General features: G+C 65.4%; 16 protein-coding genes. 10 read left to right on the top strand and 6 right to left on the bottom strand.

The features are described from left to right. Nucleotides 1–74 precede the first annotated feature (74 nt). The gene (locus VGK20_13725) at nucleotides 75–1,484 is read right to left on the bottom strand and encodes a hypothetical protein (protein ID HEY2775100.1); all 1,410 of its coding nucleotides are present in this window, start codon (nucleotides 1,482–1,484) and stop codon (nucleotides 75–77) included. Between the two features lie 304 nt (nucleotides 1,485–1,788). Here VGK20_13725 and VGK20_13720 point away from each other — a divergent pair, with 304 nt between their 5' ends. Continuing rightward, the gene (locus VGK20_13720; protein HEY2775099.1) at nucleotides 1,789–2,478 is read left to right on the top strand and encodes an NUDIX domain-containing protein; all 690 of its coding nucleotides are present in this window, start codon (nucleotides 1,789–1,791) and stop codon (nucleotides 2,476–2,478) included. 60 nt (nucleotides 2,479–2,538) lie between these two features. Further along, nucleotides 2,539–3,111, top strand: a complete 573-nt coding sequence (locus VGK20_13715; GenBank protein ID HEY2775098.1) for a hypothetical protein — start codon at nucleotides 2,539–2,541, stop codon at nucleotides 3,109–3,111. A gap of 45 nt (nucleotides 3,112–3,156) precedes the next feature. Here VGK20_13715 and VGK20_13710 read toward each other — a convergent pair whose 3' ends face one another. After that, nucleotides 3,157–4,821, bottom strand: coding sequence for a SulP family inorganic anion transporter (locus VGK20_13710; GenBank protein ID HEY2775097.1), 1,665 nt, complete (start codon nucleotides 4,819–4,821; stop codon nucleotides 3,157–3,159). A gap of 327 nt (nucleotides 4,822–5,148) precedes the next feature. On the opposite strand from VGK20_13710, the gene VGK20_13705 reads away from it, so the two are divergent. Beyond that, complete coding sequence (locus VGK20_13705; protein HEY2775096.1) at nucleotides 5,149–5,838, top strand: VC0807 family protein; 690 nt, start codon at nucleotides 5,149–5,151, stop codon at nucleotides 5,836–5,838. 74 nt (nucleotides 5,839–5,912) lie between these two features. Here the strand turns inward: VGK20_13705 and VGK20_13700 are convergent, their stop codons facing one another. The 4 genes from VGK20_13700 to ychF form a co-directional block, all read right to left on the bottom strand. Next, nucleotides 5,913–6,920, bottom strand: a complete 1,008-nt coding sequence (locus VGK20_13700) for a HupE/UreJ family protein (protein ID HEY2775095.1) — start codon at nucleotides 6,918–6,920, stop codon at nucleotides 5,913–5,915. Then, on the bottom strand, nucleotides 6,917–7,819 hold the full coding sequence (locus tag VGK20_13695) for a peptidylprolyl isomerase (GenBank protein ID HEY2775094.1): 903 nt from the start codon (nucleotides 7,817–7,819) through the stop codon (nucleotides 6,917–6,919). Before VGK20_13695 ends, VGK20_13700 begins: the two co-directional genes overlap by 4 nt. A 20-nt stretch (nucleotides 7,820–7,839) precedes the next feature. After that, complete coding sequence (locus tag VGK20_13690) at nucleotides 7,840–10,164, bottom strand: DUF3604 domain-containing protein (protein HEY2775093.1); 2,325 nt, start codon at nucleotides 10,162–10,164, stop codon at nucleotides 7,840–7,842. Between the two features lie 244 nt (nucleotides 10,165–10,408). Then, nucleotides 10,409–11,509: a redox-regulated ATPase YchF gene (ychF, locus tag VGK20_13685; protein ID HEY2775092.1), complete on the bottom strand. Its 1,101-nt coding sequence runs from the start codon at nucleotides 11,507–11,509 to the stop codon at nucleotides 10,409–10,411. 360 nt (nucleotides 11,510–11,869) lie between these two features. Here ychF and VGK20_13680 point away from each other — a divergent pair, with 360 nt between their 5' ends. From VGK20_13680 to VGK20_13650, 7 genes are all read left to right on the top strand, one after another. After that, a complete protein-coding gene (locus tag VGK20_13680) occupies nucleotides 11,870–12,466 on the top strand; it encodes a DUF4440 domain-containing protein (GenBank protein ID HEY2775091.1) in 597 nt (198 codons plus the stop codon). A gap of 124 nt (nucleotides 12,467–12,590) precedes the next feature. After that, complete coding sequence (locus VGK20_13675; protein ID HEY2775090.1) at nucleotides 12,591–13,766, top strand: acyl-CoA dehydrogenase family protein; 1,176 nt, start codon at nucleotides 12,591–12,593, stop codon at nucleotides 13,764–13,766. 3 nt (nucleotides 13,767–13,769) lie between these two features. Beyond that, the gene (locus tag VGK20_13670; GenBank protein ID HEY2775089.1) at nucleotides 13,770–14,573 is read left to right on the top strand and encodes an enoyl-CoA hydratase-related protein; all 804 of its coding nucleotides are present in this window, start codon (nucleotides 13,770–13,772) and stop codon (nucleotides 14,571–14,573) included. Between the two features lie 138 nt (nucleotides 14,574–14,711). Then, a complete protein-coding gene (gene pfp, locus VGK20_13665) occupies nucleotides 14,712–15,992 on the top strand; it encodes a diphosphate--fructose-6-phosphate 1-phosphotransferase (protein ID HEY2775088.1) in 1,281 nt (426 codons plus the stop codon). 44 nt (nucleotides 15,993–16,036) lie between these two features. Beyond that, a complete protein-coding gene (locus VGK20_13660) occupies nucleotides 16,037–17,212 on the top strand; it encodes an efflux RND transporter periplasmic adaptor subunit (protein HEY2775087.1) in 1,176 nt (391 codons plus the stop codon). After that, on the top strand, nucleotides 17,209–20,283 hold the full coding sequence (locus tag VGK20_13655; GenBank protein ID HEY2775086.1) for an efflux RND transporter permease subunit: 3,075 nt from the start codon (nucleotides 17,209–17,211) through the stop codon (nucleotides 20,281–20,283). The genes VGK20_13660 and VGK20_13655 overlap by 4 nt, the downstream gene beginning before the upstream one ends. Continuing rightward, entirely contained in the window at nucleotides 20,280–20,753 is a 474-nt protein-coding gene (locus tag VGK20_13650; GenBank protein HEY2775085.1) for a hypothetical protein, read from the top strand. The genes VGK20_13655 and VGK20_13650 overlap by 4 nt, the downstream gene beginning before the upstream one ends. The last annotated feature ends 1 nt before the right edge of the window (nucleotide 20,754 follow it).

Below are 20,754 nucleotides of genomic sequence, written 5' to 3'. Positions count from 1 at the left end.
CGGCGCGCGACGACGGCACGAGGCCGGTGCTGCGCAGCGACGTCTATTCGTAGCCTGGCGCAAGTCCTCGCTGGTCAAGCCTGGTTGCGTCCCCGCTCGCGTACCCACAGCCAGAGGAGTCCGAGAACGGCGATCAGCAGGAACCAGCAACCGAAATCCCCGCCGCCTCCGTTGCCGCCACCGCCGGCGCCGCCGCCACCGCCGCCGCCGCTCAACTGGATATCGCCGCTCTCCAGCTTGAAGTACATGCACGGAGCGCCCTGACATAGCTTATCATTGTCTTTGGTGCAGTCGCCGTTGCTCGTCGACTGGCAGAAGCCGTGGTCTTGTGATTTTCGTCCAACCGTGAACTCCAGGCCGTTGCCGGCGCGCGAGGCGAGATCGAAAAGACCGTTCGAGCACACACCGTTGGGGTCGAGGTCGGTCTGCGTGCAGCGTCGGATTCGCAGCACCGAGAGTGCCTCGTCCACTGTCCCCTGGAGCGCCAGCGTGTGAGCAACCGCGGTATTGGCGGTAAAGGTGGGAGGAGGATCGAAGGATTCGCCGTCTTTGTTGAACGACTGGAGGTACTCGTCCGGAAGCAGGGGAACGGCAGAGTTTGTCGTGAGACCGGGGTAGGCCGCCAGCGTCGTCTCCGCCCTGATCCAGCGCTTCTCGCAGTTCTTCTTGTCCTTCTCGGCGCAATCGGCGTTGGTGTTATGATTCCGGATGATCTTTCCCCAGTACATGGGGACGAGGATGTCGCCGCTCGAGTCGAGCGTGATGTTCAGCTCGTTGACCGAGCCATTGCAGGAGTTGCCGTTGCAGAGATTCTTGGCGTCGTTCGGGACCGGCAGCAGCGTCAATGACGGGAACTGGCGCTCGAGCGGCACCGGCTGCGCGGGCGGGGGAGGAGCGGGGTAGGTCAGCTTGTCGATGCAGGCGTGCAGCGCTCCGGGCGCGCACACCATGTCGGCCAGGCGACACATGTCGGATGCTGCACCGACCGCAACGCGCGCAGCACCGGCCAGAGCCTTGTTCTGGACCTTGTACTCCTCGACGTCGAAGACAACCGTCTGTGCGGCAATGTCGATCGAAAGCGTCGTCGGGTGACAAATGATGTCGTTGGAGCCGGGGGGACATTTCGGCAAGTTGCAACTTGTCGCGAGGATCACGACTTCGCCTGAACCGGCGACGCCGATGCCGACGACGTCGTCCTTGGTGATCCCCAACCCGTGCACGGTCGCGGTGCGAGGCGCTCCGGAGCCGTCCTCTTTGCCCGGGACGAGGAACGGTGAGTCGATGCTGCCGACGCTTCCGTTCAGCTGCAGGGCCATCGTGGTCGCCGACTTCTGCTGGTCCATCAGGTTCGCCGGCTTCTTCGGATCCGGCGGATCGTTGCACGCCGCCAGCGCGCGTGTCGGCGCAGCGACAAAGACGAGCGCGGCGAGCGCAACGATGCGGGTGACGAGGACGCTTGCGATAGAAGAGGACGGCTTTCGCATGACATTTCTCCAGCGTCGGGCACGCAAGGGCATTCGCTGCACGCGGAACCGCTGCCGGTGGTTCCATCGCACGTGGTCGGGTAAACTCGGGCTCCCCGAGATCCGGAACAGTAGCGACCAGGCGCAGTTGCGGCAATACGGCCGTGCACCTTGCGTCAACCCTGTGCGTCCCGTCACAGATCGCGACTTCGATACGCGGCAATCGTTGGTGCGGCCGTCGCGACAACCGACAGCGGCGTCAGTTGCTTCTGCCCGGCCGTCGAGGCTCGATGTCGGCCTGCGCGACTCTTTCCCGTGAACGCCGATGCCTGATTCCCGGTTCGATCCTCCGCCCGTCCAGCGCCCTGGTCCGGCGACCCGTCCCCGCGACGCCGCGACGCTGATCCTCGTGCGTCGCGACGGCCCCGCTCCCCGAATCCTGATGGGCCAGCGCTCGCGCGGTCATGTGTTCATGCCCGACAAGTGGGTCTTTCCCGGCGGCCGCGTCGATCCGTCCGACGTGCGCGCGCCGGCGGCAACCGAGCTGAGCGACGAAGTCGCGCAGCGGCTGGCAGGGCCTACAGTCCGGCGCCGGCCGCGCGCGTTTGCTCTGGCGGCCGTGCGCGAGACGTTCGAGGAGACGGGCCTCGTCGTCGGACAGGCCGGCACGCTGGCAGGCCGCGTCCCCGCCGCCTGGCAGCAGTACGCGGTGCACGGCGCCGCCCCCGATCTTTCGCGTTTCGCGCTCGTCGCGCGCGCGATCACGCCGCCGCATCGCCCGCGCCGTTTCGACGCGCGCTTCTTTTACGCGCACGCCGAAGAGGTGCTGCTCGACGACCGCCCGCACGCGAGCGGGGAAGAGCTGCTGCACGTCGAGTGGTTCACGCTGGACGAGATCGAAGAGCTCGACCTTCCCTCGGTCACGCGGTTCGTGATCGGGGAAGTACGACGCAGGCTGGGCGGCGAGGTCGGCGAGCTGCCGTTCCTTCGCTGGCAGCGCAAGGCGGCGGACTAGATGTTTGCCAGAATCGGAATCGTGTTAGAAGGTGAATGAAACTCGACCGGAGGCAATGCCATGGCGACAAAGGAATTCTGCCGGTGCCTGCTCGACGTCTCCCGCGGCGAAATTGCCGGCGGAAGGATTTTCGACGGGATCCTCTCGAATGAAAAACCGCGGTCTGCGCTTCGTGGCATTGCTACGCTGGCCTTTGCCTCCGTGGTGGCCGCACTGGCCAGCGGATGCATCATCATCCCGATCGCGATGATCGCCAGTGCAACGCTCAAGAGCGACGATGACTACGTCGTTTCCCACTACGACGTGAACAAGGACAAGCGCCTCGACGCGCAAGAGGGATCAGCGCTGGTGTCCGACGTTCATCTCTTCCTGGACTACTGCAAGCAGAAGAACATCGACGTACGGCCGGGAAATCTCGAGCTAAGACCCGAAGCCACTGCAGTCCAGGTGGAAGTGTTCCCCGTGCAGGACGAGCCTGCAGGAACCCACGGCGATGATGCCGGCCACGCTGCGAACTACTCAGTGGCCGTTCTGCACAAGGACGACGGAACGGACGTGGTGTATTTCGACAAGACGCTGGACGAGTTCACCAAATGGCTGAAGGACGGCTCCGGTTCGGCGGTCAAACGCTGAAGCGCGAATCCCGGGCCTCTGTTCCCGGGACCCTGCCGCCCGGCGTCACGCACTCGCCGACTGCAGCGCCTCGTAATGTTCGACCGCTGCGCGGGCATTGAACAGCATGCGCTCGCGCCCGAGCGTGTCGGCCAGGCCGGAGCGCCGCACCACCTCGAGAACACGCGGGTTCAACCCCACCAGCCACGGGCCGAGCCCTTGGTCGCGCCACCGTTTTTCACCCTCCACCAGCCTGATGAGGGCGGAGTACTCGATGTCGGGCACTCGGCTCATGTCCAGGACGAGCACCCGTGGCTTGTGCTGCGCCACGAGCGCCGCCACCTGCTCGGACACGTACTGCGCGTTGACGAAGAAGAGGCGCCCTTCCGGACGCAGGATCAGGAGGCCGTCGATGGCTTCGTCGTCGGGATGTTCGGGTGACAGCGGGCGCATGACGCTGGTGCCGCGCTTGCGACCGATGACGTAGACGCGAGGGTAAGCGGTCTGGCTGGCCAGGCCGATGGTGGACGCGATGATCGCCACCAGGATGCCCTTCAAGGTGCCGAACACCAGGACTCCGCCAAAGGCGATCAGCGCCCAGCGAAACTCCATGGTCCGCACGTTGCGGATCGCCCGGAACTCGGCGGGCTGTACCATCCCGATCGAGTACACGATGACGATTGCGGCAAGCGTAGCGTAGGGCAGCAGGCCCAGAAGCGGCGCGAGCAGCAGCATGACCGCCAGCGCGGCGCCGGCAGTCACCAGCGAAGCGGTCTGCGATCGCGCACCCGCACTGCGAACGACAGCCGTTTGCGACGTGCCGCCTCCAGCCGCCATCGCTCCGAAGAATGCGCCGCCGAGATTGGCCGCGCCGGTGGCCACGAGCTCGCGGTTCGCATCGATCGGCGGATCCGAAGAACCGGCAAAGGCGCGGCCGGCCGCGATGGTCTCGGTGAAGCTCATGAGCGCGATTCCGAACGCTCCCGGCAGGAGCTGGGTGACGAGCGCGACGTCCGGCATCGTGATCGACGGAAACCCCGATGGAATCTGCCCGACGGTCGAAACTCCCCGCCCATGCAGCCCACACAGCCACGAAACCGCGATCGCGCTTCCCACTGCGACAAGAGGAGCCGGAGAATGCGGCCGCAGTCGCTCCATCGAGATCAGCAGGGCAAACGTCACCATCGCAACGGCCAGCGTAACGAGGGAGGCTTCCGGCAGGTGCCGGACAACGCTGAACACATCGAGGAAGAAGCCCTGCTTCGTGATGTGGATCCCGAAAAGCTTGGGCACCTGGTCGAGCACAATTACGAAGCCGATGCCTGCCTTGAAACCCGTCAGCACCGGTGACGAGATGAAGTTGGCGACGAAACCCAGTCGAAGCAGTGCCGCGAACATCAGGATCACGCCGACCAGCACCGTCAGCGTCGCGGATGCGGTCGCGAGCATGGCCGGGTCGCCGTCCGGCACGGCCAGGCCGAGCTGCGTACCAGCCAGGATCGCCAGCGTACTGGTCGAGGTGACGCTCAGTACTCGCGACGTGCCGAGCAGGGCATAGACGATGAGCGGGATGAACGAGGTGTAGAGACCGACTGCGACGGGTAGCCCCGCGACCGTTGCATAGGCCATCGCTTTCGGAAGAACGACCGCTGCAGCCGTCAGGCCGGCGATCACATCGAGACGCAGCGCGGCGGTTCGCGCCGGGGCTGAGTCGGATGTCGTCGGGTCGATGCCCGGCCCCTCCACCGGCTGCGTTTTCGTGATCACAATTCAGCCTCCGTGTTCGTGCGCCTGCATCCGTGCAGGGCTCCTCGAGGATTCCCCCTGCAGGAATTGTCGGGAGAGGTTGTGCTGTTGCGACCAATGTCCGCCAGCGAGAAGACTATCATCAGGAGCGAAAATACCGACTTGGATCGGTAGTCCGCGATGTCGATCCAGTACCGGTGGTCCGTTCCTGCTCGCACTGCATCTGGAAGCTGCCAGATGCGAGGTGAAAGATCGGTGCGACCGGGATATTGGTTCTGGACTCAACGTCCGGTTGTGCCGGACACTGCGAGAATGACCGAGTCGTCAACGATGCTTCCGCAACCGCCGGAAAGCTTCCGCTTCACCCAGTTGCTCCCCACGCTCCTGTTTGACGCGGCGCTTCCGATCATCGCGTTCAATGTGCTCACGGCAGAAGGCGTTTCGACGCTGTGGGCGCTGGCCGCGGGCGCGATGTTCCCCGCGCTCAACAATGCTCGCTCTCTGGTCAAGTCTCGCCGCATCGAGCCGGTCGGAGCCATCGTGATCACGTTCCTGGTGCTTGGAACCGGCGCCTCGCTGATCTCGGGCAACGTGTTCTTCGCGCTGATCAAGGAATCGTTCCTCACGGCGACGTTCGGTGGTGTCTGCCTCGGGTCGCTTCTCGCCGAGCGGCCGCTGTTCTTCTTCCTGATGCGGCAGTTCGTCGCCGGTGACGATCCGGTACGACTCCAGTGGTGGAACGGCCTCTGGCAGTATCCCGAGGTGCGTTTCGCCCAACGATTCGTCACCGGCGTATGGGGAATCGTCTACCTGCTCGAAGCGTGCTTCAGGGTGGCCTTTGCCGTGTATCTTACACCGGCCGAGGTCGTCGCGATTTCGCCCGTGATGGCGTTCGGCGCGCTGATCGCGCTGATTGCCTGGACGCGACGCTACATGCTCGCGACGCGCGAACGGCGGATGTACGAGTTGCAGGCTGGCCTTGCAGCGGCCGTCGCGCAGTAGGCGGCTTCGACTCTCGTCGCCGTACCCGCCCGAGAGGCTCCGCTGATGAAAAGCTACCGTCTCGACTCCGCTCGTCAGAATCTCGCCAGCCGCTCGAAGAACCAGAACGCCGCCAGGCTTCCGATCGCGTAGCTCGCGACCGGATACACGTATCGCTCGACACGACGGGCGATGCCGATACGTTTCGACAGCGCGACGACGCCCAGCACGGTGGCCACGAAAGCGAGCTGTCCGGTTTCGACGCCGACGTTGAATGCGAACAGCGCAAGCGGGATCTCGCCCTTGGGCAAACCGATTCCGGATAGCGCGCTGGCAAACCCGAAGCCGTGCAGCAGCCCGAACGAGAAAGCGACGAGCCACGGCCATCGTGCCGACAAGCCGGTCCGCCCCCGATCCATCTGCACGAGCTCGACAGCCAGCAGGAGGATGCTCAACGCAATTGCCGCTTCCACGGGCGGGCCCGGAACGTGCACGAAACCGAGCGTGGCGAGCGCGAGCGTGATCGAGTGGGCGATCGTGAACGCCGTGATGGTCCATAGCAGCAGGCGGCTGCTGCGAACGATGAGGATCAGCGCGAGCACGAACAGCAGATGGTCGAATCCGAAGAGGATGTGCTCGACGCCGTGGACGAAATAAGCGCTCAGCACGGCCGTCATCCCGGTCGACGCGGGGATCTCGAGCCAGGGTCGCGAGGAGCGCACGAGCGTCGTGGACGTGGCTCCGCCGGCAAGTTCGACGTGAACCAGCACGTCGGTGATCGTTGCCTCCAGGCCCGGGAAATCGACCCGCATTCCGGCGATCGTTCCGGAGAGCGGCCTGACGAGTCTCTTTTCGACCACCGAATCCGACAGCTCGCGCACGGCTGGTGGCGTCACGTCCTGTACGCCGTCGGGAAGGCGCAACAGGACCGGAAGCTCCATGCCGGCATACACGGGGCGGCGCCATACGAGCTCGTAGAGACCGGGCGTCGTTTCCCTGATCTCGAGATACGCCGGTCGCGCATCGTGCGCGTGGACCGGTGCCGCGGACAGCACGAGCAGCGTGCACGCGAGCGCCGTGGAGCGGATCCGGAAAGGATTCACTGAGGCACGACGGCCGCCGCCTGCGGCGCTCCGGGCGGCAACGGCGGCAGAGCTGCCATCGCGGCGCCGATATCTTTCGGAGTGATGATTTCATAGCGCGCCTTCATCACCGAGTATGCGGCCTCTCGCATCCTCGCGCGCTGGTCGTCGATCCAATCGGATTTTACGTCCGCTTCGATTTCTTCGAGAGGCGGTACACGCGCCGCGGTGATCGAGTCGATGAAGACGAGGTGCCAGCCGTAGCCCGATTCGACCGGGCCCGACCAGGCGCCGGGCGTCAACCGGAACAGCGAGTTCGCGAAGTCCGGACCGAACATCTTGGTTACGGCGTCGAAGGGCTCGTCACCGTAGTAGTCGGAGAACATGAATGTATCGGAGCGGGCGGCGTCTTCGGTCCATTCGATCGACTGCCCGGCGGCATTGCGCAGCGCTGCGGATGCATCCTCTTTCGCACGATTTCCGCGACGGTCCGGCGAAAAGTAGAGGTGACGGAAGGTCGCGCGGGGTTGCTGTGTGAACCGCTCCGGGTGCTGTTCGTACCACGCCCTGAGGTCCTCGGTTGTCGGCTCGCGGAGCGCTGCGACATCTTCGAAGAGAAACTCCATTTTCTGCGCCAGGCGGCGCCGTACGATCGTGTCGTCTTTGTCGAGCGCCAGACCGAGCGCTTCACGGTAGAGGATTTCCTCGTGCACGCGGTCGTCGACGAGGCTGGACAGCTCGCTCGGTGTGAGCGCGGGCTTGCCCTGCGAGATCCATGCGATCTGCATCTGGCGCAGGTCGTCGCTGGTGATCTCGATGCGGCGGGACGGTTCACCGGGTTCCACGCCGCCGCTGCGCACGTGGTACCCGAGGAACAGCAGCAGCCCGATCGCGAGGAACTGCAGGAGCGGCTCCCGCAACCACGATCGGATCGCCGGGATCAACGCGGCGCGGCCGCCAGCGGTGCAAGCTGGGCGACCGCCGGAATGATTTCGTAGTTCGCGTAGCCGAACTCGTTGTTGCGCGCGGCGAGAAACTTGTTGCCGACTTTGAACACGGCGATCTCGATCGGCGTGCCGGCGAGGTCGGTCACGATCCTGCCGCCCGCGATGCTGTAGGTCCGCGGCTCTTCGAGATAGGCGGCTTTCGCGGCGTCGCCCGTCAGGCTTTGCATGGACACGTTCCTGCCGACGTACCGCAACTGGAACTGACCCTGGCCCGCCGGAAAGCGCTGCGTGACGTAGCCCGGGTCCGCAGGGGTCAGTGACGTGGTTGCCGAGCCCTTGCCCAGCGCGCCGTAGATGATCATGTACTTGTCGCCCGTCACGTTGTTCTGCAGCCAGACGGACTTCTCCACGACGAGCGCCTTCAACTGATCATCGCCCAGCGGCTGCGCACCCTGCTTTTTCAGGTCGGCGACGGTCGTGCCGGGCTTTGCCGCCTTGCGAGCCTCTGCGTTCGGCGTGTACCAGATCGGCGAGCCCCACGCGCGTTCCTGCAGCGTCGCCGCGACGACGTCGGGGGGCGCGATTCCGAGCTTCGCTGCCTGGATCGTCGTCCAGCGCGGCGTCGGGATCTCGAGCACACGAGCATAGTAGAATACGCTCGCGCTCGCGTCGAAATCGGGATCTGTCCAGACGGCCTGCAGTTCCACTGCGCCGATCGAGTTGGTGTAGGTGGCTTTTTCGATGTCGACGGTGTTGCCGATGGGCGGGACCACACCTGTCCACTTGTCCGGCTTGCGGTCGCCGGACCATGCGACGTCGAAGATTTTCTCGAAGCTCTGGCCGCTCTTCGTCCAGCCTTTCACGATCTGGATTCGGTCGAGATTTCCTGACGTCGGGTCCTTGACGGCCCAGACCATGAACGTCGGAGCCTTGCCGGTGGCAGGCGGCAGGTCGCCGCCCATCGGTACGCCTTTCGCGTAGCCGGTCTTGACCCAGTTCTTGTCCGCGAGCGTGGCTGCAGCGAACTCCCATCCTCCGAACATTCGCACTTTGATGTGCGGCCCGCTTACCCCGAACGTTTCCTTGCGGCGCATCGCCTCGAACAGCGACGCGCGAGTATTCTCCTCCGCCCAAACACCCGTCAGCCCGCTTGTGCCTTCGGTCCTCGCATCGAACATGCCGCCGACGACGGTGCCGGACATGCGCCCTTCGATCGTCCCGTCGGTGAAGGTGTGACCACCAAAGAAGTTGTCCTGACGGTAGGGCACGGCGGTGTTGTGGGAATCGGATGCGGCGCCAAATCCGAACTTGTACGGATTGAAGCCCTTGGTGTCTTCCATCGTGATACCGTCTTTCAGCGCCTGTCGGGCGTAGCTGCCGACGATGTGCGGAATGCGGCCGGGCGGATTGCCGAGCAGCACCGACATGATCTCGAAACTCGCGAACTCGTCAGTCGGCGAGAGCAGCGGATGGGTCTCGGAGGTCCCCTTGAGCTGTTTGATCTCGATCAGCGGCTCGTTGCGCGCGCGTGACGACGCATACACGGCATCGATCGGGCGCCCCTTCGTATCGACCTCCGTCGGGAACATGCGCCCATCGGACAGATTCGCGTTGTGCGAGATCGCGAGCAGGTCGTTGCCCGCCTTGCGCTGACCGTCCATCCAGTCCCAAAGGTCTACCGGATGCTTCGAATCGAGAGCGCTGAACGGCATCGCGGGCACCTTCGCGCAGTCCTTGAAGAAAATGTTGCGGTGGAGGTTCATGTTGCTCGGCATCGAGGTCCACTCGTACGAGCAGAAGGCCGTGAATTTTCCCGGCTGGTTCGCCTGTTCGGCAAGTTCGACGTTCCGCTTCCAGACCGTCCCTGCGATCTCGGGCGCCATGAGTTCTTTGATCGGCGGGCCGGAAGCAAGAGTGTTGATCGCGTACAGGGCGACCCGTTCCATCTCTTCTTTCGTGCGGGCTTTGAGGATAAGCGGCTGTGCGACGGCGAGCTTGCTGACCGGCGAGCCGGGCTCGTTGGCCAGATTGACCACGCCCGCATACTCGGAGTGATCGGTGACGCCGGCCCAGTCGAGCGGCGTATCGATTTTGACGTCGAAACCGAGCGGATGCTTGATCGGTTCACCCTTGAAATACTTGTAGGCGTCGCCGGGGTTGGTGAGCATGTTCCCCAGTGCGAACGCGTCGAGCGACCAACTCGTATGAACGTGCGTTTCGCCAAAATAGGCGTCGCGGTCAGGATTGCCGCCGAAGGCCGGAAGCGCGGTCAGCGCGGTCAGAAGAATGGCTGCGGCACTGGTTCCAGATTTTCTCATTTTTCCCTCATTTTTCCCCTGCGGATCTTAAGTAGAGGGTACTACCTGCGACGTCGAACACCCCGGCCGGGCTGTCCGCCGGGGAGCGTCCCGCTACCGGCCGCGCGACGGCCGGAGTAATTCCATGCCGTGGAGGACCGGCAGGTCGTGAGGTTTCGTGGGGGGGCACAGTTCTCGAGATCACGATTCGATCGCGATGCTCGATGCGCAAGGCATTGTCGGTAGTGGTTACTTCCCGGGGGGCTCAGACGTTGAACCGGAAGTGCATCACGTCCCCGTCCGCCACGACGTAATCCTTTCCCTCAACGCGAAACACTCCCGCCGACCGCGCCCCGGCCTCGCCGCGATTGGCGACGTAGTCGTCGAACGCGATGACCTCTGCGCGGATGAATCCCTTCTCGAAGTCCGTGTGGATCACCGAAGCCGCCTTCGGAGCTTTCCACCCGCGTTCGATCGTCCACGCGCGCACTTCTTTCGGCCCCGCCGTGAAGTAGCTGATCAGCCCGAGCACCGAATAGCTCTCGCGGATCACCTGCTCGATGCCGCTTTCGGTGATGCCGTAGGAGGCGAGGAACTCGGCGCGCTCGGCATCGTCGAGGCCGACGAGCTCGGCCTCGACTTTCGCCGAGATCTTGATGACGTCCCCGTGGCGGGGCCCGGCCCACGCGCGCAGCGCCGCAACGTGTGCGTTGTCGGCGGCCAGCGCGTCCTCGTCGACGTTCGCGCAGTAGATGACCGGCTTTGCGGTGATCAGGCCGATCTCGCGAAACAGTTCTGCGCCGGCGGCCGAATCGCGCTCGGCAAAGGCCACCGCCGGCTTGCCGGTGCCGAGGTGCTCGACCAGGCGCCGCGCACAGTCGAGCTGGGCGGCGGCTTCCTTGTCGCCCTTGGCCTTGCGGATCAGGCGCTCGATGCGGTTGTCGACGGCCTGGATGTCGGCCAGCACGAGCTCGGTCTCGATCACTTCGACATCGCGCACCGCGTCGATCGATCCGTCGACGTGGACGACGTCCGGGTCGTCGAAGCAGCGCACGACGTGGACGATGGCCGCCGTCTCACGGATGTGGGCCAGGAACTGGTTGCCGAGCCCTTCGCCTGTGCTCGCGCCGCGCACCAGGCCGGCGATATCGACGAACTCGACGGTCGCGGCGAGGATCCTCTGGGGGGCCACGATGGCAGCCAGGGCGGAAAGCCGGGAGTCGGGGACCGGGACGACGGCCTTGTTGGGCTCGATCGTACAGAACGGGTAGTTGGCCGCCTCGGCGTTCTGGGCCCGGGTCAGGGCGTTGAACAGTGTGGATTTGCCCACATTTGGCAGGCCGACGATGCCGATTCCAAGTCCCACGGTGCTGCTCCGGAACCGGGGTGGTTAACCCTTACGACGGCCGCGGGCAAAAGCCGTCGCAGCAATTCCGCGATTCCTTAGTAGCTGCGTAAATCAAAACTGCGGTAGCGTCTGGTTTTACTGGAAGCCGGAAAGCCGGATTTGCGCCCAGGATCACCGATTCCTACCCAGATTCCCCACGCGCGTGCCGGGCGCCTCTATCTGTCACTGCCACTGCAGGTTAATATCCGGTCAGGCAGTTGGCCTGCCGTGCAAAATTGCACGGTTCTTATGGCTCCCCGCGGCGAAAGCCGGCACCCGAAACTCTTCGTGCCGGCGGGTATCTGGACCGATATGGGCAAGCAGTGGGTCATCTCTGCGTTGGGTACCGGAATGCTTGCGGCAGTCGCCTTCGCCCAGCCCGGGAGCCAGATCGCGTCCCTGTCTTCCACGCCCGTCGTTTCCTCTTCCAGCTCCGCTTCGAGCCTGCCCGAGCTTCCGGATGTCGCGAGCATCGCGCCGATTCTGCCGCCGGGCGTCGCCGGCGGTCAGGAGCCTTCTGCCGACGCCCGCGAAGTGAGAACGGCCATCGAGGACGCCAACACTCTGTGGCTCAAGGCCTTCCACGACGGTGACGAGGTGGCGCTCGCGGGCATCTACGCGGCTGACGCGAGCCTCTTCCCGCCATCGAACCAGAGCCTCGAAGGTCGCGACCGCATCGTCGAGTACTTCGATGCCCAGCGCCGCGCCGGCATGGGAGACGCGACGCTGAAGACTCTCGACGTCGTGCGGGCCGGGGACGTGGCTTACGAAGTCGGCACTTACGGCTTCCGCTTCCACAATCCGGGCGCGGACGGGAGAGAAGACAGCGGTCGCTACTTCACGATCTGGAAGAACCAGGGCGACGGTTCCTGGCGCTACCAGGTCGGCATCTGGAGCAGCAACCGCGACGTGGCCTCCACCGAAAAGCATCACTGAGCAGCGTCCGCCGCGGATTTCGCTGCGCTCCTGCCTCTGAACGGACTCGCTGCGCTCGTCCTATTCGGACGGATTTCGCTGCGCTCATCCTTTCGTTTATGCTGCGGGCCCGAAGAGCGCAGCGGTGCAGGCAGAATCCCCGTCTCATTCGTCTCCGGTCCAGGCGGCCCGGAGCCTCTATCCGCTGATTTCGGCGGCTTCGGATCGCATCGAGCAGGAGCGGCGGCTGCCGGCCGATATCGCGTCGGCTCTGAAGGAGTCACGGCTCTTCCGCCTTTGCGTGCCGCATCGGTACGCCGGCCTCGAGGCCGCGCCGATGGACATGGTCGAGGCCATTGCCGAAGTGTCGCGCGCCGATGGATCGGCGGGCTGGTGCGTTGCCATCGGCGCGACCAGCGGCCTGCTGGCCGGATACCTTCCCGATGCCGATGCCCGCGAGATCTACGCGAGCGATCCCCTGAGCGTCGCGGGCGGCGTTTTTGCACCGCGGGGTGAAGCGACGGCCGACGGCGACGGCTATCGCATGCGCGGGCGCTGGGCCTTCGCCAGCGGCATCGGCCATTGCTCGTGGCTGATGGGCGGCTGCGTCGTCTACGAAAACGGAAAGCCTGCACTGCTTCCCGGCGGTCTTCCCGACTCGCGACTGCTGATCTTTCCCGCCGCCTCGGCCACGGTGCACGACACATGGACGGTCTCGGGCCTGTGCGGCACGGGAAGTCACGACATGGAGGTCGGCGATCTGCTGGTGCCGCGCTCGCGCGCAATCTCGCTGATGACCGACAAGCCGCGCCTGGACTCCCCGCTCTACAAGTTTCCGGTCTTTGGTTGCCTCGCGGTCGGAATCGCCGCTGTCAGCGTCGGCCTTGCCCGGCGCGCAATCGACGAGCTGGTCGCGATCGCCGGCGGCAAGACGCCCACCGGAAGCCGCCGTCGCCTGGCTGACCGCGCGTACGTGCAGATGCAGGTGGCCGAAGCGGAGGCGGCGCAGCGAACCGCCCGCGCGTTCCTCGTCGACACGGTTGCCGCCACCTACGAAGAGGCAGCCTGCGACGGAGAGATCAGCGTGGGGCAGCGCGCGATGCTTCGCCTGGCGGCCACCCACAGCGTCTCACTTTCGAAAAAAGCGGTCGATCTCATGTACGACGCCGGCGGCGGCACCTCGATCTACAAGTCTTCGCCGCTGCAGCGCTGCTTCCGCGACGTCCATGCGGCGTCCCAGCACATGATGGTGTCGTCCTCTACGCTGGAGGTGGCCGGTCGCGTGCTGCTCGGGCTGGACACCGACGCCTCTCAGCTCTGAGCCATGCACGACATCACGAAATCTCCGTTCGGCACGATTCGCTTCGAGCGCGACGGCGACGTGCTGGTCGTGACGATCGACCGTCCCGGCAACGAGCTGAACGCCGTCAACGAAGAGCTGCACGAAGATCTGACGCGCCTGTTCCGCGAGCTGAAACAGGAAAGCATCGCGCGCGCCGTCCTGCTGACCGGCAGCGCCAGGGCCTTCAGCGCCGGCGGCGACTTCTCGTGGTTTCCCGAGTTGCAGCAGCCCGGACGCATGGATGCGCTGCGCCGCGACGCCAAGCAGCTGATCTGGGACCTGCTCGACGTCGAGATCCCGATCGTCGCGGCCGTCGGCGGGCACGCGATGGGCCTCGGTGCATCCATCGCTCTTCTCTGCGACGTCATCTTCATGGCCGACTCGGCTACGATCGGCGATCCGCACGTGCGCGTCGGCATCGTTGCCGGCGACGGAGGCACGGCGATCTGGCCTCTGGCCGTCGGGCCGGCGCTTGCCAAGCAGTACCTTCTCACCGGCGATCCGGTGACGGCCGAGCAGGCCGAGCGCATGGGGCTGGTCAATCGCGCGGTGCCCGCCGCCGAGCTCGCCTCGGTCGCAATGGCGTTCGCGCGCCGGCTTGCCGCAGGCGCGCCCCTGGCGGTCCGTTACACGAAGATCGCAGTGAACAAACTCATCAAAGATGCGCTAAACGTCTCTTTCGACACGGCGACGGCTCTGGAGCTGGTGACCTTTCGCAGCGAGGACCACCAGGAGGCGCTCGCCGCGCTGAGAGAAAAGCGCAAGCCGCATTTTACCGGTCGCTGACTTTCCTCGCGACATCGACGGTCGTTCGGGCCGGACACCTCGCGTTGAGGCGACTGGATCTCGCCGTTCAATGCGTTTCGCGGTTCGCGTTTGCGACCGCACTTCGGGGCGCAATAATGGCCCGTTCCGGCGGCAATCATGACTAGCGGCAAGATGGCAATCCTCGTCGGCGGAGGTCCGGCTCCCGGCATCAACTGCGTGATCGGGGCGGCGACGATCCGCGCCCGCCTGTCGGATGTCCCCGTCGTCGGCGTCCGCGACGGCTTCGAGCACCTCATGGCCGGCGCTACCTCGTCGGTCGTCGACCTGGACATCCAGAATGTCAGCCGCATCCACTTCCGCGGCGGGTCGATCCTCGGGATCTCGCGCGCGAACCCGACCAAGGACCCCGCGCTGCTGGAGACGACGGTGAAGTCGCTGCTCTCGCTCGGCGTCGACAAGCTGCTGACGATCGGTGGCGACGACACGGCGTTCTCGGCGCTCAAGCTGGAGGAGACGGCCGCCGGGCGCATTCGCGTCGCGCACGTGCCCAAGACGATCGACAACGACCTCGACCTTCCTGCCGACATCGACACGTTCGGTTTCCAGACCGCACGCGCGATCGGCGCCGAGTTGGTCAAGAACCTGATGGTCGACGCGTTCACGACGCACCGCTGGTATTTCGTCGTCGCGATGGGCCGCAAGGCCGGGCATCTGGCGCTCGGGATCGGCAAGGCGGCGGGCACGACGCTGGCGCTGATTCCCGAAGAGTTCGGGACCGGAACCTTTCCGTTGTCGGTGCTCGTCGACACCCTTGCCGGCGCGATCCTCAAGCGCATGGCCGACGGCCGCCGCGACGGTGTCGCGGTGATCGCCGAAGGCGTCGTCCTCAGCGTGCGCCACGAGGATCTCGAACAGGTGGACGACGCCGAGCGCGACGAGCACGGGCACGTTCGCATCGCCGAGATCGACATCGGGCACGTGCTGCAGAAAGCGGTGCGCAAGCGCCTGGCCGACCTCGGCGTCAAGATCACGATCGTCTCGAAGGACATCGGTTACGAGCTGCGCTGCGCCGATCCGATTCCTTACGACATGGAATACACCCGCGACCTCGGCTATTGCGCTTCGCGCTTCCTGCTCGACGGAGGCAATGCCGCGATGGTTTCGATGCAGGGTGGAAATTTCGTCGCGGTGCCGTTCGCGTCGATGCTCGATCCGACGACCGGCCGCGCGCGCGTGCGCCTGGTCGACGTCAGCTCGGCGCGCTACGCGATCGCGCATCGCTACATGATCCGCCTCAGGCGCGAAGATTTCAGCGATGCCAACGACCTTGCGCGACTGGCCAGGACGGCAGGTCTTACTCCGGAGGCTTTCCGTCAGCAGTTTTCCTACCTCGCTACCGCCGAGCCCGAGCGCCTGAGGCTGGTTCGCGACGACTGAGCGGCACGAAGCCGCCGACAGAACCAAAGGCACGAAGAACTTCCATGCGCTGGTCCCGAATCCTCGCCGTCGTCGCCGCCCTCGCTGCGGCCGTGTACCTCTACGAGCGCTCGCGTGCTCCGCAGACGGCGGCTGCGCCGATTCGCCCGCCGGTGCTCGTGCGCGTCGTGCGCGCCGAACGGCGTTCGGTTCCGTTCATCGTGCGCGCACCTGGCCTCGTGATGGCCAACCAGACGGTCGAGGTGCACGCGCGGGTGGATTCCCAGGTGATGGAGGTGCACTTCAAGGAAGGCGACATGGTGCATGTCGGCCAGCTGCTGTTCACGCTGGACGACCGCGCCCTTTTGGCCGACCTTCGCCGCCTCGAGGCCACCCGCGACACCAACGAGGCCGAGATCAACAACACCAAGCGCCAGTTCGAAAGGGCCCGCGAGCTTGCCGCCGGCGGCTTCGAGTCGACGGCCGAGCTCGACAAGACGCGCGCCGATTTCGAAACGGCCAGCGCGCGCATGAACGCGACGGATGCCGACATCGAAAGGACGAAAGTGCTGGTCGGCTACACCAAGATCGCTGCGCCGATCGATGGCCGCGCCGGTGCCATCACGGCCACCGTCGGTAACATCGTCAAGGCCAACGACCTCGGCCAGCCGCTGGTCGTCCTCAACCAGGTCGCTCCGATCCGCGTCGAGTTCGGCTTGCCGCAGCAGGCGCTCGAGCCCCTGCGCGACCAGATGTCGAAGGGGAACGTCGCGACCACGGTGATCCGTGACGGCGTCGAGCTTGCCGAGAAGGGCCACGTCAACTTCGTCGACAACAACATCAACCGGTCGACGGCGACGTTCGAAGGCCGCGCCGAGTTCGCCAATACGAACGAAGCGCTGTGGCCCGGGATGATCGTCGAGGTGATGCTGAGCCTCGGCGAGGACGCCGGCGTCGTGGCGGTTCCCGAGATCTCGGTGCAGCACGGCCCGAGCGGGGACTTCGTGTTCGCGATCGTCGACAGCAAGGCCACGCGAAAGCCGGTCAAGGTGCGCCGCTACAGCGAAGGCACCGCCGTCGTCACCGACGGCCTTTCCGGAGGCGAGGACGTCGCGACCGACGGCATGCTGTCGCTTTCGGAAGGCAGCCCCGTCGAAGTGGCGGTTCCAAAGCCTGCTGCGGTGCCCGGTGCCGCGGCCCCTGGTGCTGCCGCACCGGCGACGGAGTCTTCGGCGAAATGACGCTGTCGGATTTCTGCATCCGGCGCCCCGTCTTCACGATCCTGCTGATGGCGGCGGTGCTGGTCGGCGGGCTTGCCGGCTACCGCACCCTTGCGGTGAGTGCGCTGCCGAAGGTCGACTTCCCGACCATCCAGGTGAGCGCCACGCTGTCCGGCGCCAGCCCCGAGACGATGGCATCGGCGATCGCCACGCCGCTGGAGCGCCAGTTCTCGACGATCGCCGGGATCACGTCGATGACGTCGACGAGCTTCATCGGCCGCACCGACATCACGATCCAGTTCGACCTCGACCGCAGCCTGGACGGCGCCGCCCTCGACGTGCAGTCCGCGATCTCGGCGACACTTCGGCGCCTGCCGCCGCAGATGACGTCGCCGCCTTCGTTCCAGAAGGTCAATCCTGCCGACCAGCCGGTCTATTTCGTCGCGCTTTCGTCCGACACGCTGCCGCTCTCCGCGGTCAACGAGATTGCCGACACGATCCTGGCCGAGCGCATCTCCACACTGTCGGGTGTCGCACAGGTCATCATCTTCGGAACCCAGAAGTACGCGGTGCGCATCCGCGCCGACGCCAATCGACTGCTGTCGATGGGGCTCAGTTACGACGAGCTGAGGAGCGCGATCGCGGCCGCTGCGTCCAATGCTCCGGTGGGGCTGATCAGCGGGCACAAGCAGGCCTTCAACATCGACATCAGCGACTCGCCGAAAGACGCGGCGACCTTCTCCGACATCATCGTGGCGTGGAGAAACGGCGCGCCGCTCAGGCTCCGCGACGTCGCGGTCGTGACGGATTCGGTCGAGGACGACCGCTCGATCGGCCGCATGAACGGGCTGCCCGCCATCGTGATCGCGATCCAGCGCCAGCCGGACGCCAACACGATCGCCGTCGTGCGCGAGGTGCAGGACCTGCTCGAACGCGTGCGAGGCGAGGTGCCGGCCTCGATCAAGATGACCAGCCTGCTCGACCGCTCGGTCTCGATCGAGCACGCGGTGCACGACGTCGAGCGCACGCTGCTGCTGACGATCGGCCTGGTGGTCCTGGTGATCTACGCGTTCCTGCGCGACCTGCGCGCGACGCTGATCTCCGCGATCGCCGTGCCGCTCTGCATCGTCGGCACCTGGGCCGGCATGGCTTGGCTGCAGTTCAGCATCAACAACGTCTCGCTGCTCGCGCTGACGCTTTGCGTCGGCTTCGTCGTCGACGACGCGATCGTGATGCTCGAGAACGTCGTGCGTCACATGGAAGGCGGCCTTTCGGCGATGGAAGCCTCGCTGCGCGGTGCCCGCGAAATCCAGTTCACGATCCTTTCGATCACGTTCTCGCTGGTCGCCGTGTTCATCCCGATCCTGTTCATGGGCGGCGTGGTCGGGCGCATCTTCCACGAGTTCGCCGTCACGATCAGCATGGCGATCCTGATCTCGGCGTTCGTCGCGCTGACGCTGACGCCGATGATGTGCAGTCGCGTGCTGAAGTCGGCGCCGGAGGACTCCGCGCACGGCCACGCGGCTGCGTCGGTCGGCAGCTTCCAGGCGCTCACGCGCTTTTACGCGCGCACTCTCGACTGGACGCTTCACCACCGGCGCATCATGCTCGGGGTGACGTTCCTGACGCTGGGCGCCAGCGTCTGGTCTTTCATGACGGTCCCGAAGGGCTTTTTCCCGCTCGAAGACATCGGCTTCATCTTCGGGCAGGCCGAGGCGGCCCAGGACGTTTCGTTCGACGCGATGGTCGCCAAGCTCCAGCGCGTCAGCGACATCGTCAACGCCGACCCCGCCGTCGACTCCATCTTCTTCGGCATCGGCGGAGGCCGCGGTGCGACCAACGCCGCCCGCATGTTCATGAGCCTGAAGCCCGCCGACCAGCGCGACTCGATCTTCACGGTCATGGGTCGCATCCGCGCAGCCACGCGCGAGGTCGAGGGCCTCAACATCTTTCTTCAGCCGGTACAGAACCTGTCGGTCGGAACGCGGCTGACCAAGAGCCTGTACCAGTACACCCTTCAGTCGTCCGATTTCCCGCAGCTTTCGGTGTGGTCGGAAAAGATGCAGGAAGCGATGGCGGCCGACCCACGCTTTCGCGACGTGACCTCCGACCTTCAGCTCAAGAGCCTCAAGGCCATCGTCGACATCGACCGCGCCAAGGCCGCCTCGCTCGGAGTCACCGACGACGACGTGCGCCGCGCGCTGTACGCGTCATTCGGCGACGCGCAGATCGCGACGCTGTTCACTCCGTCCAACCAGTACGCGGTAATCCTCGAGCGCACTGTCGGCCGCGATCCGACTCCCGAGGACATCGAGAACACCCCGATCAAGGGCGAGGGGCCGACCTCGATCTCGCTGTCGTCGCTGGCGACGGTGCAGCGCGCAATCGGCCCGCTGTCGGTCAATCACCAGGGCCAGATGCCCGCGGTGACGATCTCGTTCGATCTTGCCGGCGGCGCGGCTCTTAGCGACGCGGTCACGGGGATCGACCAGATCTCGCGGCGCCTGGAGATTCCGGAGACGATTACCGGCGGTTTCGCGGGCTCGGCGCAGGTATTCGAGGACTCGGCCAGGGGACAGGGCACGCTGATCGTGCTGGCGATCATCGTCATCTACATCATTCTCGGGATGCTCTACGAGAGCTTCATCCATCCGATCACGATTCTTTCGGGACTGCCGTCGGCCGGCATCGGCGCCGTCGTCGCGCTGCGGGTGATGGGCATGGACCTGAGCGTCATCGCATTCGTCGGCGTCATCATGCTGATCGGCATCGTCAAGAAGAACGCGATCATGATGGTGGACTTCGCAATCTCGGCGCGCGCCGAAGGACAGGATGCGTTCGGTGCGATCCGCGCGGCGTGCCTGCTGCGCTTCCGCCCGATCATGATGACGACGATGGCGGCGATGTTCGGCACCTTGCCGATCGCGCTCGGCATCGGCTCCGGCGCCGAGCTGCGCCAGCCGCTCGGCGTCGCCGTGGTCGGCGGGCTCATCGTCTCCCAGGTGCTGACGCTCTACATCACGCCGGTGGTTTACCTGTACCTGGAGCGCTGGTCTTCGTCGCGACGCACGGCGGTGCCGGTGGTGCCATGAGCGCAGGGGAGGGGACGCTGGTCGCTTCGCGGGTTGCCGCCGGCGGCGGGAGCGTCGAAGAAATCGCGGCTGCGTTCGTCGCGCTCACGTTGCCGAAAACGTGCTGGACCCATCACGCGCACCTTCGCGTCGGACTGTGGCACGTCGCGCATCACGGCGCCGACGAAGCGCTCGCGCTGCTTCGCGCCCGCATCCGCGCCCTCAACGAAAGTCACGGCGTCGCCAATACCGAAACCGGCGGCTACCACGAGTCGATCACGCGGTTCTACGTCTGGCGCATCGCGACGTTCCTGGCGTCGGCCGACCGTGCCCGCGGCCTCGACGAGCTTGCGGCCGATCTGATCGAACGCTTCGGGGCAAAAGACCTCCCGCTGCAGTACTGGTCTCGCGAAAGGCTGATGTCGGTCCCGGCCCGCCTTGGATGGGTGGAGCCGGACGTGACGCCGCTGCTCTGGAACCCACGGTCGTAGA

It is taken from the genome of Candidatus Binatia bacterium, from assembly GCA_036493895.1.
Classification (GTDB): domain Bacteria; phylum Desulfobacterota; class Binatia; order UBA1149; family CAITLU01; genus DATNBU01.
This window is presented reverse-complemented; position numbering and strand designations above follow the sequence as displayed.

Coding starts and splice junctions, on each gene's coding strand:
- VGK20_13725 (HEY2775100.1), bottom strand. CDS start 1,484: ATGCGAAAGCCGTCCTCTTCTATCGCAAGCGTCCTCGTCACCCGCATC.
- VGK20_13720 (HEY2775099.1), top strand. CDS start 1,789: ATGCCTGATTCCCGGTTCGATCCTCCGCCCGTCCAGCGCCCTGGTCCG.
- VGK20_13715 (HEY2775098.1), top strand. CDS start 2,539: ATGGCGACAAAGGAATTCTGCCGGTGCCTGCTCGACGTCTCCCGCGGC.
- VGK20_13705 (HEY2775096.1), top strand. CDS start 5,149: ATGACCGAGTCGTCAACGATGCTTCCGCAACCGCCGGAAAGCTTCCGC.
- VGK20_13690 (HEY2775093.1), bottom strand. CDS start 10,164: ATGAGAAAATCTGGAACCAGTGCCGCAGCCATTCTTCTGACCGCGCTG.
- VGK20_13670 (HEY2775089.1), top strand. CDS start 13,770: ATGCACGACATCACGAAATCTCCGTTCGGCACGATTCGCTTCGAGCGC.
- pfp (HEY2775088.1), top strand. CDS start 14,712: ATGACTAGCGGCAAGATGGCAATCCTCGTCGGCGGAGGTCCGGCTCCC.
- VGK20_13660 (HEY2775087.1), top strand. CDS start 16,037: ATGCGCTGGTCCCGAATCCTCGCCGTCGTCGCCGCCCTCGCTGCGGCC.
- VGK20_13655 (HEY2775086.1), top strand. CDS start 17,209: ATGACGCTGTCGGATTTCTGCATCCGGCGCCCCGTCTTCACGATCCTG.
- VGK20_13650 (HEY2775085.1), top strand. CDS start 20,280: ATGAGCGCAGGGGAGGGGACGCTGGTCGCTTCGCGGGTTGCCGCCGGC.